The organism is Streptomyces xiaopingdaonensis, from assembly GCF_000262345.1.
GTDB classification, from domain to species: Bacteria; Actinomycetota; Actinomycetes; order Streptomycetales; family Streptomycetaceae; genus Streptomyces; species Streptomyces xiaopingdaonensis.
The window spans coordinates 1-16,651 of sequence record NZ_AJTQ01000299.1 but is presented as its reverse complement, the minus strand read 5'-3'; the positions used below and the strand labels follow the sequence as shown (position 1 = coordinate 16,651).

General features: G+C 67.5%; 10 protein-coding genes. 1 reads left to right on the top strand and 9 read right to left on the bottom strand.

The genetic code is table 11. The features are described 5' to 3' along the window. Positions 1-1,018: MFS transporter (locus UWG_RS30850; RefSeq protein ID WP_016909655.1), on the bottom strand; the 1,018-nt coding region annotated here is incomplete at its 3' end. Positions 1,019-1,182: 164 nt separating this feature from the next. Here UWG_RS30850 and UWG_RS0123520 point away from each other — a divergent pair. After that, positions 1,183-2,208 carry an Lrp/AsnC family transcriptional regulator gene (locus tag UWG_RS0123520; protein ID WP_016909654.1) on the top strand — a complete coding sequence of 342 codons (1,026 nt, stop codon included), beginning with the start codon at positions 1,183-1,185 and terminating at the stop codon, positions 2,206-2,208. Between the two features lie 172 nt (positions 2,209-2,380). On the opposite strand, the gene tuf is transcribed toward UWG_RS0123520, so the two are convergent. The 8 genes from tuf to rplJ all read right to left on the bottom strand — a co-directional run bounded on the left by tuf (position 2,381) and on the right by rplJ (position 16,343). Then, the gene (gene tuf / locus UWG_RS0123515) at positions 2,381-3,574 is read right to left on the bottom strand and encodes an elongation factor Tu (protein ID WP_016909653.1); all 1,194 of its coding nucleotides are present in this window, start codon (positions 3,572-3,574) and stop codon (positions 2,381-2,383) included. 210 nt (positions 3,575-3,784) lie between these two features. Continuing rightward, positions 3,785-5,908, bottom strand: a complete 2,124-nt coding sequence (fusA, locus tag UWG_RS0123510; protein WP_016909652.1) for an elongation factor G — start codon at positions 5,906-5,908, stop codon at positions 3,785-3,787. A gap of 39 nt (positions 5,909-5,947) precedes the next feature. Next, entirely contained in the window at positions 5,948-6,418 is a 471-nt protein-coding gene (rpsG, locus tag UWG_RS0123505; protein ID WP_016909651.1) for a 30S ribosomal protein S7, read from the bottom strand. A gap of 2 nt (positions 6,419-6,420) precedes the next feature. Continuing rightward, the gene (rpsL, locus tag UWG_RS0123500) at positions 6,421-6,792 is read right to left on the bottom strand and encodes a 30S ribosomal protein S12 (protein WP_016909650.1); all 372 of its coding nucleotides are present in this window, start codon (positions 6,790-6,792) and stop codon (positions 6,421-6,423) included. A 387-nt stretch (positions 6,793-7,179) separates the two neighbouring features. Further along, entirely contained in the window at positions 7,180-11,079 is a 3,900-nt protein-coding gene (locus UWG_RS0123495; RefSeq protein ID WP_016909649.1) for a DNA-directed RNA polymerase subunit beta', read from the bottom strand. Between the two features lie 152 nt (positions 11,080-11,231). Further along, positions 11,232-14,714, bottom strand: a complete 3,483-nt coding sequence (gene rpoB / locus UWG_RS0123490) for a DNA-directed RNA polymerase subunit beta (RefSeq protein ID WP_016909648.1) — start codon at positions 14,712-14,714, stop codon at positions 11,232-11,234. 573 nt (positions 14,715-15,287) lie between these two features. Continuing rightward, positions 15,288-15,680 carry a 50S ribosomal protein L7/L12 gene (gene rplL / locus UWG_RS0123485; protein WP_016909647.1) on the bottom strand — a complete coding sequence of 131 codons (393 nt, stop codon included), beginning with the start codon at positions 15,678-15,680 and terminating at the stop codon, positions 15,288-15,290. Between the two features lie 96 nt (positions 15,681-15,776). Then, on the bottom strand, positions 15,777-16,343 hold the full coding sequence (rplJ, locus tag UWG_RS0123480) for a 50S ribosomal protein L10 (RefSeq protein WP_016909646.1): 567 nt from the start codon (positions 16,341-16,343) through the stop codon (positions 15,777-15,779). Positions 16,344-16,651: the final 308 nt, after the last annotated feature.

Sequence of the window (16,651 nt, the reverse complement as noted above, 5' to 3'; positions counted from 1 at the left end):
CGATCGGCAGGCGCGGCGCCAGCCGCTGGATGTGCCGGCCCGCGGCCGCAGCCACCACGAACGAGGCCGCGGCAAGCGGCGTCAGCGCGAGGCCCGCAGCCACGGGGCCGAGGCCCAGGACAGACTGGAGCCACAGGGAGACCAGCACCAGGCAGCCGAAAGCACCGCCCTGCAGGAGCAGCGCACCGCTCATCAGCGCGGCGAACGAGGGGCGGCGCAGCACCGCCAGGTCCAGCATCGGGGTGCCCCCGCGTTGCGCGGTGCGGTGCTCGATCGTGACGAACGCGACGAGCGCGACGGCGGTCAGAGTAAAGGTCGCCAGTGTCTCGACCGAGGCCCAGCCCGCCTCGCCGCCCCGTATGAGGCCGTAGGTGAGGCTGCCGGCGACGACGGTGAAGGCCACGGCGCCCGGTACGTCGATCCGGCCCCGACCCTCCTGGCGCCCGGACGGCTCGGCTACGGCCGCCCGGTCCCGGCCGATCACACGCTGCGTCATCGCGACGGCGACGGCGGCGACCGGCAGGTTGACCCAGAAGATCATCGGCCAGCTCATGTGTTCGGTGAGCAGACCACCGACGAGCGGTCCCGCCGCCGCGGCGGCGCCGTTGACCGCGCCCCATACGCCGAAGGCGGTGCCACGGTCGCGTCCGGCGTACGAGGCGAGCAGCAGCGCGGGGGCCGTGGCGAACATGGCCGCACCGCCGACGCCCTGTGCCACCCGCGCAGCTATCAGTACCCCGACAGTTGGCGCCAGGCCGCACAGGAGGGAAGCCAGACCGAACAGGCCCAGCCCGTAGACGTACACCCGCCGGTGACCGAAGCGGTCCGCCAGGGAACCGGAGGCGAGGAGCAGAGCTGCGAGTGCCAGGGCGTACGCGTCGACCACCCACTGGAGCGAGGTGAAGGACGCGTCGAGGTCGTCGGCCATGCTGGGCAGTGCCACGTTCACGATGGTCACGTCCACCAGCAGCATGAAGGCGCCCAGGCAGACAGCCGTCAGGGGCCACCACTTGCGCATGTCGGATTCTCCGTTCGGTCGGACTGAGCGAGGTGCGTCGGTGACGGGAAGCGAGCCGGAACGCAGGGCGTCACGGATGTTCCCCGCGAAGAAGTCTCCGGGCAGCTCAGGCGAATCCATGAGCCAGAACGTATTCCGTGCGCGCATCCGACAACATGGATCCCATGAAGACGTATCTCGACACCCAGGACGATGCCGGCCGCGACCTGTCGGACGAGGAGATGGCGCTGACGCACGCGCTGCAGATCAACGGGAGAGCCTCGTTCCGGGAGATCGCCGATGTCCTCGGGGTGTCCGACCAGACCGCCGCACGCCGCTGGTCACGGCTGCGCTCGGCCGGCAGGCTCAGGGTTCTCGGCCTGACCAACCCCTCACGGCTGGGAGAGGTCCGCTGGATCGTCCGCGTACGGTGCACGCCGGACGCCGCGGCCTCCCTCGGCCAGGCGCTGGCCCGGCGTACGGACACCACCTGGGTCAATCTCAGCTCCGGCGGCACCGAGCTCACCTGCTGCGTACGGTCCCCCGCGCAGGGACGCGGGAAGCCGCTGCTCCTGGAGAAGCTGCCGCGTACGCCGCAGGTGGTGGACGTGACGGCGCACTGTCTCCTGCACGTCTTCTTCGGCCATGACCTCGGTCCGATCAATAAGTCGGGGCCGCTGACGGCCGCACAGGCCGCAGCACTCGCCCCACCTGTCCTCGGCCCGCAGGAGCGGGACGAGGACGGCACCGAACCGGTGACGCTGACCGACGCCGACCGGCACCTGCTCGACCTGCTGGCCCGGGACGGCAGAGCGGCGCCCGGCGAGCTGGCCGCGGCGACAGGGCTGTCGGCGTCGACCGTGCGCCGCCGCATCGCCGAACTACGGGCCGCCGGCGCCCTGTACTTCGACATCGAGTACCACCCGGACGTGCTGCACCGGAGCTTCCGCTCCGCACTGTGGCTGGAGATCGACCCATCCCGGTTCGCGGAGGCGGGCGCCGCGCTCGCCGCGCATCCCGAAGTGTCGTTCGCCGGCGCCGTCACCGGCACGACCAACCTCTACACCTCCGTCGGAGCCCCGACGGCCGAGCTGTTCTACCGCTACCTCACCGAGAAGGTGGCTGCCCTGCCCGGCCTGCGCCACACGGCGACGGCCCCCATCCACCGCACTCTGAAGGGCCCTGGCCCCTACCTCCAGGCCGGAGCCTGAACCGCATCTCCGGGCCGGAGCCTGAGTCGCCCACCGCGTGGCATGAACCACGCGCCGGCACCGCGAGCGGGCTCCCAGGCACGAAAGAGGGCTCGTACGGCCGAAACCGTACGAGCCCTCTTGCCGTCGAAGCGCGCAGAACGCCGAGACGGAAGGCGCTAGCCGTGCAAGGTCACTTGTTGATCTTGGTGACCTGACCCGCGCCCACGGTGCGACCACCCTCGCGGATGGTGAACCGCAGGCCCTCCTCCATGGCGACCGGCTGGATGAGCTGGACGGACATGGTGGCGTTGTCACCGGGCATGACCATCTCGGTGCCCTCGGGAAGGGTCACCACACCGGTCACGTCGGTGGTGCGGAAGTAGAACTGCGGCCGGTAGTTGTTGAAGAACGGGGTGTGCCTGCCGCCCTCGTCCTTCGACAGGATGTAGGCCGTCGCCTCGAACTCCGTGTGCGGGGTGACCGAGCCCGGCTTGATGATGACCTGGCCGCGCTCGACGTCCTCGCGCTTGATGCCGCGGAGCAGGAGGCCGACGTTCTCACCGGCCTGGCCCTCGTCGAGCAGCTTGCGGAACATCTCGATACCGGTGACCGTCGTCGAGGTCTTGTTTTCCTTGATACCGATGATGTCGACGCTCTCGTTCACCTTCAGCGAGCCGCGCTCGATACGACCGGTGACGACGGTGCCGCGACCGGTGATCGTGAAGACGTCCTCGATCGGCATCAGGAACGGCTTGTCGGTGTCACGCTCCGGCGCCGGGATGGAGTTGTCGACGGCGTCCATCAGCTTGAGGATGCCGTCGGCCGCGTCCTTGTCACCCTCGAGGGCCTTGAGAGCCGAGACCTTGATGACCGGCAGCTCGTCGCCCGGGTACTCGTACTCGGAGAGCAGCTCACGGACCTCGAGCTCGACGAGCTCCATGATCTCCTCGTCGTCCACCATGTCGGCCTTGTTCAGGGCGACGACGATGTACGGCACGTTGGACTGACGCGCCAGGAGCACGTGCTCCTTGGTCTGCGGCATCGGGCCGTCGGTGGCGGCGACCACGAGGATGGCACCGTCCATCTGGGCGGCACCGGTGATCATGTTCTTGATGTAGTCCGCGTGACCCGGGCAGTCGACGTGGGCGTAGTGACGGTTCTCCGTCTGGTACTCGACGTGCGCGATGGAGATCGTGATACCGCGCTGGCGCTCTTCCGGCGCCTTGTCGATGTTCTCGAACGCCGAAGCCTGGTTGAGGTCGGGGTACGCGTCGTGCAGCACCTTGGTAATCGCCGCGGTAAGAGTGGTCTTGCCGTGGTCGATGTGACCGATGGTGCCGATGTTGACGTGCGGCTTAGTCCGCTCGAACTTCGCCTTCGCCACTGGGGTCCTCCTGTGGACTGGTGCTGTACACCCTCCACACTCTGCGGAGGGGTTCAGGTGGTCTTTCGAAGCGGTCAGGACCCCGATGGGGACGCCCATGACCGATTCGCTCTGGTGGGCCGGCGCCGGGACGCCGGTACACCACGACGGGCGTGATGTACCGGAGTGCCCCGAATGCCTTGCTCCAGCCTAAAGGGTGAGCAACAGGTGCTACTCGCCCTTGGCCTTCGCGATGATCTCCTCGGCGACGCTCTTCGGAACCTCGGCGTAGGAGTCGAACTGCATGGTGTAACTCGCGCGACCTGAGGTCTTGCTACGCAGGTCACCGACGTAACCGAACATCTCGGAGAGCGGGACGAGGCCCTTGACGAGCTTCGCCACCCCCCGGTCCTCCATCGCCGAGACCTGGCCGCGGCGGGAGTTGATGTCACCGATCACATCGCCCATGTACTCCTCGGGCGTGGTGACGTCGACCGCCATCATCGGCTCGAGGATGGCCGGGCTGGCCCTCCGCGCGGCCTCCTTGAACGCCATCGAACCGGCGATCTTGAAGGCCATCTCCGAGGAGTCGACATCGTGGTACTGACCGTCCTGCAGCGTCACGCGGACGCCGGTGAGCGGGTACCCGGCGAGCACGCCGAACTCCATGGCGTCCTGGCAGCCGGCGTCCACGGACGGGATGTACTCCCGCGGGATGCGGCCACCGGTCACCTGGTTGACGAACTCGTAGCCGTCGCCCTCGAGCGGCTCGACGTCGATCTGCACCTTCGCGAACTGACCGGAGCCACCGGTCTGCTTCTTGTGGGTGTAGTCGACGTTCTCGACCTTCTTGCGAAGCGTCTCGCGGTAGGCCACCTGCGGCTTACCGACGTTCGCCTCGACCTTGAACTCCCGCTTCATGCGGTCGACAAGGACGTCGAGATGGAGCTCGCCCATACCGGAGATGATGGTCTGGCCGGTGTCCTCGTCGGTCTTGACCTGGAAGGACGGGTCCTCCTCGGCCAGCCGCTGGATCGCGACGCCCAGCTTCTCCTGGTCGCCCTTGGACTTCGGCTCGATCGCGACCTCGATGACCGGGGCCGGGAACTCCATCGACTCCAGGATCACCGGGTTCGACGAGTCGCAGAGGGTCTCACCCGTGGTGGTCTGCTTGAGACCCATGACGGCGACGATGTCGCCGGCACCCACCGATTCGATCTCCTCACGCTTGTTCGCGTGCATCCGGTAGATCTTGCCGATGCGCTCCTTCTTGCCCTTCACCGCGTTCATCACCTGCGTACCGGTGACCAGCCGCCCGGAGTAGACGCGGATGAAGGTGAGCTTGCCGAGGTGCGGGTCGCTCGCGATCTTGAAGGCGAGCGCCGACATCGGCTCGCTCTCCGACGGCCTGCGGACGAGGACCTCTTCGGAGTCCTTCACCGAGTGGCCCTCGATCGCCTCGACGTCCATCGGCGACGGAAGGTACCGCGCGATCGCGTCGAGCAGCGGCTGAACGCCCTTGTTCTTGAAGGCGGTCCCGCAGAAGACGGGCGTGACCGTCGTCGTGCCCTCGGCCCCCGTGGAGGCGAGGGTGACCCGGCGGATCGCCGTGCGGAGCTGCTCCTCGGTGGGCTCCTGGCCCTCGAGGTAGAGCTCCATCATCTCCTCGTCGTTCTCCGCGACGGCCTCGAGGAGCTTGCCCCGCCACTCGTCGGCGGCCTCGGCGTGCGTGGCCGGGATGTCGACGGTGTCGTACATCTCGCCCAGCTTCGCCTCGGGCGACCAGACCATGGCCTTCATGGAGACCAGGTCGATGACGCCCCTGAAGTCCGACTCGGTGCCGATCGGGAGCTGCATGACCAGCGGCACCGCGCCGAGGCGGTTGACGATCATGTCGACGCAGCGGTGGAACTCGGCACCGGTCCGGTCGAGCTTGTTGACGAAGCAGATGCGCGGGACGCCGTAGCGGTCCGCCTGCTGCCAGACGGTCTCCGACTGCGGCTCGACGCCGGCCACACCGTCGAACACCGTCACCGCACCGTCGAGCACACGGAGCGCGCGCTCCACCTCGACGGTGAAGTCGACGTGCCCCGGGGTGTCGATGATGTTGATGGTGTAGTCGACGTCGTTGAGCGGCCAGTGCGCGGTCGTCGCGGCAGACGTGATCGTGATGCCGCGCTCCTGCTCCTGGGCCATCCAGTCCATCGTGGCAGCGCCGTCGTGGACTTCACCGATCTTGTAGCTGCGACCGGTGTAGAAGAGGATCCGCTCGGTGGTGGTCGTCTTGCCCGCGTCGATGTGGGCCATGATCCCGATGTTGCGGACCTTGGCCAGGTCAAGTGAAGTGGTAGCCATGAGGCTTCAGTCTTCTCTCGGTCTCGATGGGGTCTGCGACTACCAGCGGTAGTGCGCGAAGGCCTTGTTGGACTCGGCCATCTTGTGGGTGTCCTCGCGCTTCTTCACGGCTGCGCCGAGGCCGTTGGAGGCGTCGAGCAGCTCGTTCATCAGACGCTCGGTCATGGTCTTCTCGCGCCGGGCGCGGGAGTAGCCCACGATCCAGCGCAGCGCCAGCGTCGACGACCGACCGGGGCGGACCTCGATCGGCACCTGGTAGGTGGCGCCACCGACACGGCGGGAGCGGACCTCCAGGGTCGGCTTCACGTTCTCCAGCGCACGCTTCAGCGTGATCACCGGGTCGTTGCCGGTCTTGTCGCGCAGCCCCTCCATGGCGCCGTAGACGATGCGCTCGGCGGTGGAGCGCTTGCCGTTGAGCAGCACCTTGTTGATGAGGGAGGTCACCAGAGGAGAACCGTAGACCGGGTCGATGATCACCGGTCGCTTCGGGGCGGGGCCCTTACGAGGCATTCTTACTTCTCCTTCTTGGCGCCGTAGCGGCTGCGAGCCTGCTTGCGGTTCTTGACGCCCTGCGTGTCGAGGGAGCCGCGGATGATCTTGTAACGAACACCCGGCAGGTCCTTCACGCGGCCACCACGCACGAGCACGATCGAGTGCTCCTGGAGGTTGTGGCCCTCACCCGGAATGTAGGCAGTGACCTCGATCCCACTGGTGAGTCGCACACGAGCGACCTTGCGCAGGGCCGAGTTCGGCTTCTTCGGGGTGGTCGTGAACACACGCGTGCAGACGCCGCGGCGCTGGGGCGAACCCTCCAGTGCGGGCGTCGTGTTCTTCTCGACCTTGTCCTGCCGGCCCTTGCGGACCAGCTGCTGGATCGTAGGCACCGTTTCTCCGGTTTCTGTGTGCCAGTCTCGGTAAAGCTAACCTGGGCCACCGTCCCGACCCACGAAGTCGGGCGTGTCGAAGATCGCAGGCTCCCGTCTTACGACGGGGAACTCCTCTGGGATGAGAAGCGTGCAGATCCCGGTGTCACCGGCTACGCGGATCGACTACCGCCGAGCGGCAGATGCACAAGCGCAGGGGACACCCCAGGCACAAGGTCTGATCGTACCTAGCACGCTCGCGAGGGTCAAAACAGATGCCTGAGACCCATAACTCATCGAGCGCCGGCGCCCCGCCCCGTCCCGCCGCGGAAGGCGCAGCCCCGACGACGCCCGTGGGCGGCCCCCTCATCGGGTGACCGCCCACGGGCGCTTGCTCGGAGCCGAGGCTCAGGCGTTGTAGGGACCGTAGTCGTAGTCCTCCAGCGGAACCGCCTGTCCCGAGCCGGTGCCGAAGGGCGAGTAGTCGATGTCGTCGTAACCGACGGCCGAGTACATCGCGGCCTTCGCCTCCTCGGTGGGCTCGACCCGGATGTTGCGGTAGCGGGAGAGACCCGTACCGGCCGGGATGAGCTTACCGATGATGACGTTCTCCTTGAGACCGATGAGGGAGTCCGACTTGGCGTTGATCGCCGCGTCGGTGAGGACCCTCGTCGTCTCCTGGAAGGACGCCGCCGACAGCCACGACTCGGTGGCGAGCGAGGCCTTGGTGATGCCCATGAGCTGCGGACGGCCGGAGGCCGGGTGACCGCCCTCCGCCACCACGCGGCGGTTCTCGCCCTCGAACTTGGTCCGCTCGACGAGCTCGCCCGGAAGCAGCTCGGCGTCGCCGGACTCGATGATCGTCACGCGGCGGAGCATCTGCCGGATGATGATCTCGATGTGCTTGTCGTGGATCGAGACGCCCTGCGAGTTGTAGACCTTCTGGACCTCGCCCACGAGGTGCACCTGCACGGCCCGCTGGCCGAGGATGCGGAGCACGTCGTGCGGGTTCTCCGTACCGACGGTGAGCTTCTGGCCCACCGCGACGTGGTCCCCGTCGCCGACCGTCAGACGGGCACGCTTGGAGACCGCGTACGAGGTCTCGTCCGACCCGTCGTCCGGCGTGACGACGACCTTCTTGGTCTTCTCCGTCTCCTCGATCCGCGCCCGGCCGGCCGACTCGGAGATCGGCGCGACGCCCTTCGGGGTGCGGGCCTCGAAGAGCTCGACCACACGCGGCAGACCCTGCGTGATGTCGTCGCCCGCCACACCGCCGGTGTGGAAGGTGCGCATCGTCAGCTGGGTGCCGGGCTCACCGATCGACTGGGCGGCGATGATGCCGACGGCCTCGCCGATGTCGACGAGCTTGCCCGTCGCCAGCGAACGGCCGTAGCACATCGCGCAGGTGCCGACGGCGGACTCGCAGGTGAGGATCGAACGGGTCTTGACCGTCTCGATGCCGTGCCGCACCAGCTCGTCGATGAGGACGTCGCCCAGGTCCGTACCGGCCGGGGCCAGCACCTTCCCGTCCGCGACGATCTCCTCGGCGAGGCACCGCGCGTACACGCTCGTCTCGACGTCCTCCGCCTTGCGGAGCACACCGTCGGCGCCCCGGGAGGCGATCGACAGCTTGAGGCCGCGCTCGGTGCCGCAGTCCTCCTCGCGGATGATCACGTCCTGCGAGACGTCGACCAGACGACGCGTCAGGTACCCGGAGTCGGCGGTACGCAGCGCGGTGTCGGCGAGGCCCTTGCGGGCACCGTGCGTGGAGATGAAGTACTCCAGCACGGAGAGGCCCTCGCGGAACGACGCCTTGATGGGACGCGGGATCGTCTCGTTCTTGGCGTTGGAGACGAGACCGCGCATCCCCGCGATCTGCCGCATCTGCATCATGTTCCCTCGGGCGCCCGAGTCCACCATCATGAAGATCGGGTTCGTCTTCGGGAAGTTCTCGTTCATCGCCTCGGAGACCTCGTTGGTCGCCTTGGTCCAGATGGCGATGAGCTCCTGCGTGCGCTCGTCCTTGGTGATCAGACCGCGCTCGTACTGCTTCTGGACCTTCTCGTCCTGCTTCTCGTAACCCTCGATGATCTCGCTCTTCGCCTCGGGGAGGACGACGTCGGAGATCGCGATGGTGACGCCGGAGCGGGTCGCCCAGAAGTAACCGGCCGACTTGAGGTTGTCCAGGGCAGCGGCGACGACGACCTTCGGGTACCGCTCGGCGAGGTCGTTGACGATCTGCGAGAGCTGCCTCTTCCCGACGGTGTACTCGACGTACGGGTACTCCTCCGGCAGCAGCTCGTTGAAGAGCGCCCGACCCAGCGTCGTGCGGAGCCGGAAGCTGTCCCCGGGCTGCCACTCGGGCTCGCCCTCCTCCGGCGCCGGCGGAGTCCAGCCGAGCGGCGGGGTGGTGCCCGCGGGGAAGCGGATGTCCACCTTGGCCTGGAGGGAGAGCTCCCCCGCGTCGAACGCCATGATCGCTTCGGCGGTGCTGTTGAACGACCGCTCGTCGCCCATGGTCGTGCGCTGCTCCTCGTCGGTGGTGAGGAAGAACAGGCCCAGGACCATGTCCTGCGTCGGCATGGTGACGGGGCGGCCGTCGGCCGGCTTGAGGATGTTGTTCGAGGAGAGCATCAGGATGCGCGCCTCGGCCTGCGCCTCCGCGGAGAGCGGCAGGTGGACGGCCATCTGGTCACCGTCGAAGTCCGCGTTGAACGCGGTGCAGACGAGCGGGTGGATCTGAATGGCCTTGCCCTCGACGAGCTGCGGCTCGAACGCCTGGATGCCGAGGCGGTGCAGGGTCGGTGCGCGGTTGAGCAGCACCGGGTGCTCCGCGATGACCTCTTCCAGGACGTCGTAGACGACCGTCCGGCCGCGCTCGACCATCCTCTTCGCCGACTTGATGTTCTGCGCGTGGTTGAGATCCACCAGGCGCTTCATCACGAACGGCTTGAAGAGCTCCAGCGCCATCGCCTTCGGCAGGCCGCACTGGTGCAGCTTGAGCTGCGGGCCGACGACGATGACCGAACGCGCGGAGTAGTCGACGCGCTTGCCGAGCAGGTTCTGACGGAACCGGCCCTGCTTGCCCTTGAGCATGTCGGAGAGCGACTTCAACGGACGGTTGCCGGGGCCCGTCACCGGGCGGCCGCGGCGGCCGTTGTCGAAGAGCGCGTCGACGGCCTCCTGGAGCATCCGCTTCTCGTTGTTGACGATGATCTCGGGCGCACCGAGGTCGAGCAGACGCTTCAGGCGGTTGTTGCGGTTGATGACGCGGCGGTAGAGGTCGTTCAGGTCCGACGTGGCGAAGCGGCCGCCGTCGAGCTGGACCATCGGGCGCAGGTCCGGCGGGATCACCGGGACGCAGTCGAGCACCATGCCCTTGGGGCTGTTGCTCGTCTGCAGGAAGGCGGAGACGACCTTGAGGCGCTTCAGCGCACGGGTCTTCTTCTGGCCTTTGCCGGTGCGGATGACCTCGCGCAGCCGCTCGGCCTCCTCGTCGAGGTCGAAGGTCTCCAGCCGCTTCTGCAGCGCGGCGGCACCCATCGAACCGTCGAAGTAGGTGCCGAAGCGGTCGCGCAGCTCGCGGTAGAGCAGCTCGTCGCCCTCGAGGTCCTGGACCTTGAGGCTCTTGAAGCGGTTCCACACCTCGTCGAGGCGGTCGATCTCGCGCTGCGCGCGGTCGCGGATCTGCTTCATCTCGCGCTCGGCGCCCTCGCGCACCTTGCGGCGCACGTCGGCCTTGGCGCCCTCGGACTCCAGATCGGCGAGGTCGCTCTCCTGCTTCTTGGCGCGGGCCTCGAGGTCCGCGTCGCGGCGCTGCTCGATCTGCTGACGCTCGACGCCGACGTGCGCCTCCAAGGAGGGCAGGTCGCGCGTACGGCGCTCCTCGTCGACGTACGTGATCATGTACGCCGCGAAGTAGATGACCTTCTCCAGGTCCTTCGGCGCCAGGTCGAGGAGGTACCCGAGGCGCGAGGGCACGCCTTTGAAGTACCAGATGTGGGTGACGGGTGCGGCCAGCTCGATGTGGCCCATCCGCTCACGGCGCACCTTGGCGCGGGTCACCTCGACACCGCACCGCTCACAGATGATGCCCTTGAAGCGGACGCGCTTGTACTTGCCGCAGTAGCACTCCCAGTCCCGGGTGGGGCCGAAGATCTTCTCGCAGAAGAGGCCGTCCTTCTCGGGCTTCAGGGTGCGGTAGTTGATGGTCTCGGGCTTCTTGACCTCGCCGTGCGACCACTGGCGGATGTCGTCAGCGGTGGCAAGGCCGATTCGCAGTTCGTCGAAGAAGTTGACGTCGAGCACTCTCGTCAATCCCTCTCAGGTTGGTGGCCCACTCGCCGTGGCGAGTCCGGGCACTTCGATGGTCTGAACGGGGTCCGGGCGGGAATGCCACCCGGGCCCCCTAGGGGCCGAGGGGGAGGGCCGGACTCCCTGGCAGGGAGCCCGGCGACCCGTCAGACCTCTTCGACGCTGCTCGGCTCCCGCCGGGACAGGTCGATTCCGAGTTCCTCCGCCGCGCGGAAGACGTCCTCGTCGGTGTCGCGCATCTCGATCGACATACCGTCGGAGGACAGCACCTCGACGTTGAGGCAGAGCGACTGCATCTCCTTGATGAGCACCTTGAAGGACTCGGGGATACCCGGCTCGGGGATGTTCTCGCCCTTGACGATGGCCTCGTAGACCTTCACACGTCCGGTGACGTCGTCGGACTTGATGGTGAGCAGCTCCTGCAGCGCGTACGCGGCGCCGTACGCCTCCAGGGCCCACACCTCCATCTCACCGAAGCGCTGGCCACCGAACTGCGCCTTACCGCCCAGCGGCTGCTGGGTGATCATCGAGTACGGACCGGTCGAGCGGGCGTGCAGCTTGTCGTCGACCAGGTGGTGCAGCTTGAGGATGTACATGTAGCCGACGGAGATCGGGTCCGGGAACGGCTCGCCGGAACGGCCGTCGAAGAGCCGCGCCTTGCCGGACGACTGGACCATGCGCTCCCCGTCGCGGTTGGGGACCGTCGAGTCGAAGAGGCCGCCGATCTCGTCCTGCCGGGCACCGTCGAAGACCGGGGTCGCGACGTTGGTACCAGGGTCGACGTCGTCGGCGCCGATCGCCTTCAGCCGCTCCATCCACTCCTCGGAGCCCTCGACCTTCCAGCCCTGCGAGGCGAGCCACCCGAGGTGGACCTCGAGGACCTGTCCCGGGTTCATCCGGGAGGGGACGCCGAGCGGGTTGAGGATGACGTCGACGGGGGTGCCGTCCTCGAGGAACGGCATGTCCTCGACGGGCAGGATCTTCGAGATGACGCCCTTGTTGCCGTGCCGTCCCGCGAGCTTGTCACCGTCGGTGATCTTGCGCTTCTGCGCGACGTAGACCCGCACCAACTGGTTGACGCCGGGCGGGAGTTCGTCGCCCTCCTCGCGGTCGAAGACGCGGACGCCGATGACCTTGCCGGTCTCGCCGTGCGGCACCTTGAGGGAGGTGTCGCGCACCTCGCGGGCCTTCTCACCGAAGATCGCGCGGAGCAGACGCTCCTCGGGGGTCAGCTCGGTCTCACCCTTCGGGGTGACCTTGCCGACGAGGATGTCGCCCGCCTCGACCTCGGCGCCGATCCGGATGATGCCGCGCTCGTCGAGGTCGGCGAGGACCTCTTCGGAGACGTTCGGGATGTCCCGGGTGATCTCCTCGGGGCCGAGCTTGGTGTCCCGGGCGTCGACCTCGTGCTCCTCGATGTGGATCGAGGAGAGGACGTCGTCCTGGACGAGCCGCTGGCTGAGGATGATCGCGTCCTCGTAGTTGTAGCCCTCCCACGGCATGAAGGCGACGAGGAGGTTCTTGCCGAGCGCCATCTCGCCCTCGTCGGTGGAGGGGCCGTCCGCGAGGACCTGGCCGACCACGACGCGGGTGCCCTCGTCCACGAGCACCTTCTGGTTGAAGGAGGTGCCCTGGTTGGAGCGGGTGAACTTGGCGATGCGGTAGGTGGTGTACGTGCCGTCGTCGTTGGCCACGGTGACGTAGTCGGCCGAGACCTCCTGGACGACACCCTCCTTCTCGGCCTTGATGACGTCGCCGGCGTCGACCGCGCAGCGGTACTCCATGCCGGTGCCGACGAGCGGGGACTCCGCCTTGATCAGCGGGACCGCCTGCCGCATCATGTTCGAGCCCATGAGGGCGCGGTTGGCGTCGTCGTGCTCGAGGAACGGGATCATGGCCGTCGCCACGGACACCATCTGCCGCGGCGAGACGTCCATGTAGTCCACGTCGTCGCCCGGGATGAGGTCGACCTCGCCGCCGCGGCGGCGGACCAGCACCCGCTCCTCGGCGAACCGCTGCTCGTCGTTGAGGGGGGCGTTCGCCTGCGCGATGACGAAGCGGTCCTCCTCGTCCGCGGTGAGGTAGTGGACCTCGTCGGTGACGAAGCCGTCCACGACCTTGCGGTACGGCGTCTCGACGAAGCCGAAGGCGTTGACCCGGCCGTAGGAGGCGAGCGAACCGATGAGGCCGATGTTCGGGCCTTCCGGCGTCTCGATCGGGCACATCCGGCCGTAGTGCGACGGGTGCACGTCGCGGACCTCGAAGCCGGCCCGCTCACGGCTCAGGCCGCCGGGGCCGAGCGCGTTGAGGCGGCGCTTGTGGGTGAGGCCCGAGATCGGGTTCGTCTGGTCCATGAACTGGGAGAGCTGGCTGGTGCCGAAGAACTCCTTGATGGAGGCGACGACCGGCCGGATGTTGATCAGCGTCTGCGGCGTGATCGCCTCGACGTCCTGCGTCGTCATCCGCTCGCGGACCACGCGCTCCATGCGCGCGAGCCCGGTGCGCACCTGGTTCTGGATCAGCTCGCCGACGTTGCGCAGGCGGCGGTTGCCGAAGTGGTCGATGTCGTCGGTCTCGATGACGATCTCGTCGCCCTCGGCCGAGGTCGTCTCGGTCTCGCCCGCGTGCAGCTTCACCAGGTACTTGATCGTGGCGATGATGTCCGCCGTGGTGAGCACGCCGGAGTCCAGCGGCTCCTGGCCGCCGAGCTTCTTGTTGATCTTGTACCGGCCGACCTTGGCGAGGTCGTAGCGCTTCGGGTTGAAGTAGAGGTTCTCCAGGAGCGTCTGCGCGGCCTCACGCGTCGGGGGCTCGCCCGGACGCAGCTTGCGGTAGATGTCGAGGAGCGCGTCGTCCTGGCCCTGGGTGTGGTCCTTCTCCAGGGTCGCGCGCATCGACTCGTACTGGCCGAACTCCTCGAGGATCTGCTCGTTCGTCCACCCGAGCGCCTTGAGCAGCACGGTGACGGACTGCTTGCGCTTCCGGTCGATGCGGACGCCGACCATGTCGCGCTTGTCGACCTCCATCTCCAGCCAGGCGCCCCGGGACGGGATGATCTTGGCGGAGTAGATGTCCTTGTCGGACGTCTTGTCGATGGAGCTGTCGAAGTAGGCACCGGGCGACCGCACGAGCTGCGTGACGACGACGCGCTCGGTGCCGTTGATGACGAAGGTGCCCTTGTCGGTCATGAGCGGGAAGTCGCCCATGAAGACCGTCTGGGACTTGATCTCACCGGTCTCGTTGTTGGTGAACTCGGCGGTGACGAAGAGCGGCGCGGCGTAGGTGAAGTCGCGCTCCTTGCACTCGTCGATGGAGTTCTTCGGGGGCTCGAAGCGGTGGTCGCGGAACGTCAGCGACATCGACCCGGAGAAGTCCTCGATCGGGGAGATCTCCTCGAAGATCTCCTCCAGACCGGACTTGGTGGGGACGTCCTGTCCGCTGTCCAGCGCGGCCTCGACGCGACCCTTCCACGCGTCGTTGCCGAGGAGCCAGTCGAAGCTCTCGGTCTGGAGCGCGAGGAGGTTGGGGACCTCAAGAGGTTCCCTGATCTTTGCAAAAGAGATGCGCAGCGGGGCGGTGCTGGCGCCGTTGTTCGAGTTGGCAGTCGAGGCAGTGCGCGAGGCGGCCAAGAGGGGGTCCTTCCGAGGGCTCGGACTCTCTACACGCATACCTGTGCCCCTGGTGACGGGCAGGGAGCAGCTATATGGCAGCGCAAAGGGTCAGTGTAGCCACAAGGCCCACTGATGTCCAGAGCAGATTTCCGGGCTCCCCGCGGGGCCCCGGTCTTCGCCTCCGACGGGTGGCAATCGCTCCTCCGGGAGGGGTTCTTCTCTTCGTTTCTGCTTGCTGGGTGCTGCTGCCGTACTGCTACCGCTCCGGCGGCCTCGGTTCGCCGGGGCGGATGTGCTTGCCGCAACACTTCCCGCTCCATCCTCGATCCATGCATCCGATCGGCGATCGATGTGCGGTGCTCGGGAACGGCGGTGGGTGCGACGTTGCGTCCAGAGAATTGCGCGCTGCGTGCCCGTACGTCAAGGCCCCCTGGTCCAGCGATGATCACCTTACCCCGCTCGGGACGAGGTTCATCGCAACCAGCGACAGCACGACGAAGGGCGACCACCCTTCCGGGTGATCGCCCCTGTCTGGTGACCAATCGCACGCGGTGCGGGCGAGAGATCACCGAAGTGCCGGGAGAAACCTGGTCACTTGACCTCGACCGAGGCGCCGGCGCCCTCGAGGGCCTCCTTGGCCTTGTCGGCGGCGTCCTTGGCGACCTTCTCCAGGACCGGCTTCGGGGTGTTGTCGACCAGCTCCTTGGCCTCCTTGAGACCGAGCGAGGTCAGCTCCCGCACGACCTTGATGACCTGGATCTTCTTGTCGCCGGCGCCGGCGAGGACGACGTCGAACTCGTCCTGCTCGGCCTCGGCGTCGGCAGCGCCCTCGCCGCCGGCGGCCGGGGCGGCGACAACGGCGGCGGCCGGGGCGGCGGCCTCGACGTCGAACTTCTCCTCGAACGCCTTCACGAACTCGGAGAGCTCGATGAGGGTCATGTCGCTGAACTGCTCGAGCAGCTCGTCCTGGCTGAGCTTCGCCATGGTGGCGGTCCTTCCACTAATTCGGCTGGTGCCGGATGAACATTTCGGCGGGCTTACGGGCCCGCTGCGACCGGGTACGCGGGGGCGAACCCCTGGTTACTCGGCCTCGGCGGGAGCCGGAGTATCGGCACCGCCCTGCTCGTCGACCTTGCTGCGAAGGGCGTCCGCGGTGCGCACGAACTTCGTCAGCGGGGCCTCGAAGGTCGCCGCGGCCTTGGCCATGGACGCCTTCATGCCGCCGGCCAGCTTGGAGAGCAGCACCTCGCGCGACTCGACGTCCGCGAGCTTCTTGAGGTCGTCGGCGCTGTACTGCGCGCCGTCGACGATGCCGCCCTTGATGACCAGGGCAGGGTTGGTCTTGGCGAAGTCACGGAGACCCTTGGCTGCCTCGACCGGGTCACCGGTCACGAAGGCGACAGCCGACGAGCCGACGAAGAACTCGTCGAGCTCAGTGATCCCGGCCTCGTTGGCCGCAATCTTGGTCAGCGTGTTCTTCACCACACGGTACTGAGTGTTGTCACCGAGAGAACGGCGCAGCTCCTGGAGCTGTGCCACGGAGAGTCCGGTGTACGCGGTGACCACGGTGGCGCTGGAGTTCCGGAACTTGTCCGTCATCTCAGCGACAGCGTCGATCTTGTCGGGTGCGACCTGGTCCCTCGCCATGAGCCTCGGCCTCCTTCCGGGTGATGAGGACCGCTCGGAAGGGGCTCGGACACAACAAGCGCCCCAGCACAGGTGCATGGGGCGTCGGGCTCGACCGCGGACGCGGGGCGTCCCGGGAGCTTTCTTCCTCAGTCACCTGCGCGGGCCGCCCGCGGTGTGCGGGTCCTTCGGCCACCGCACCCCACGATGAGTGCGACAGCGACCAGCGGTCTTTGGCTTCGTGCCGAGATTACGCGAGCCGGGTGCGAAGCGGCAAATCCGCCCCCTGCCGTCCCGGACGCCGGCTCCGACCGCCCCTGGAGCAAGGC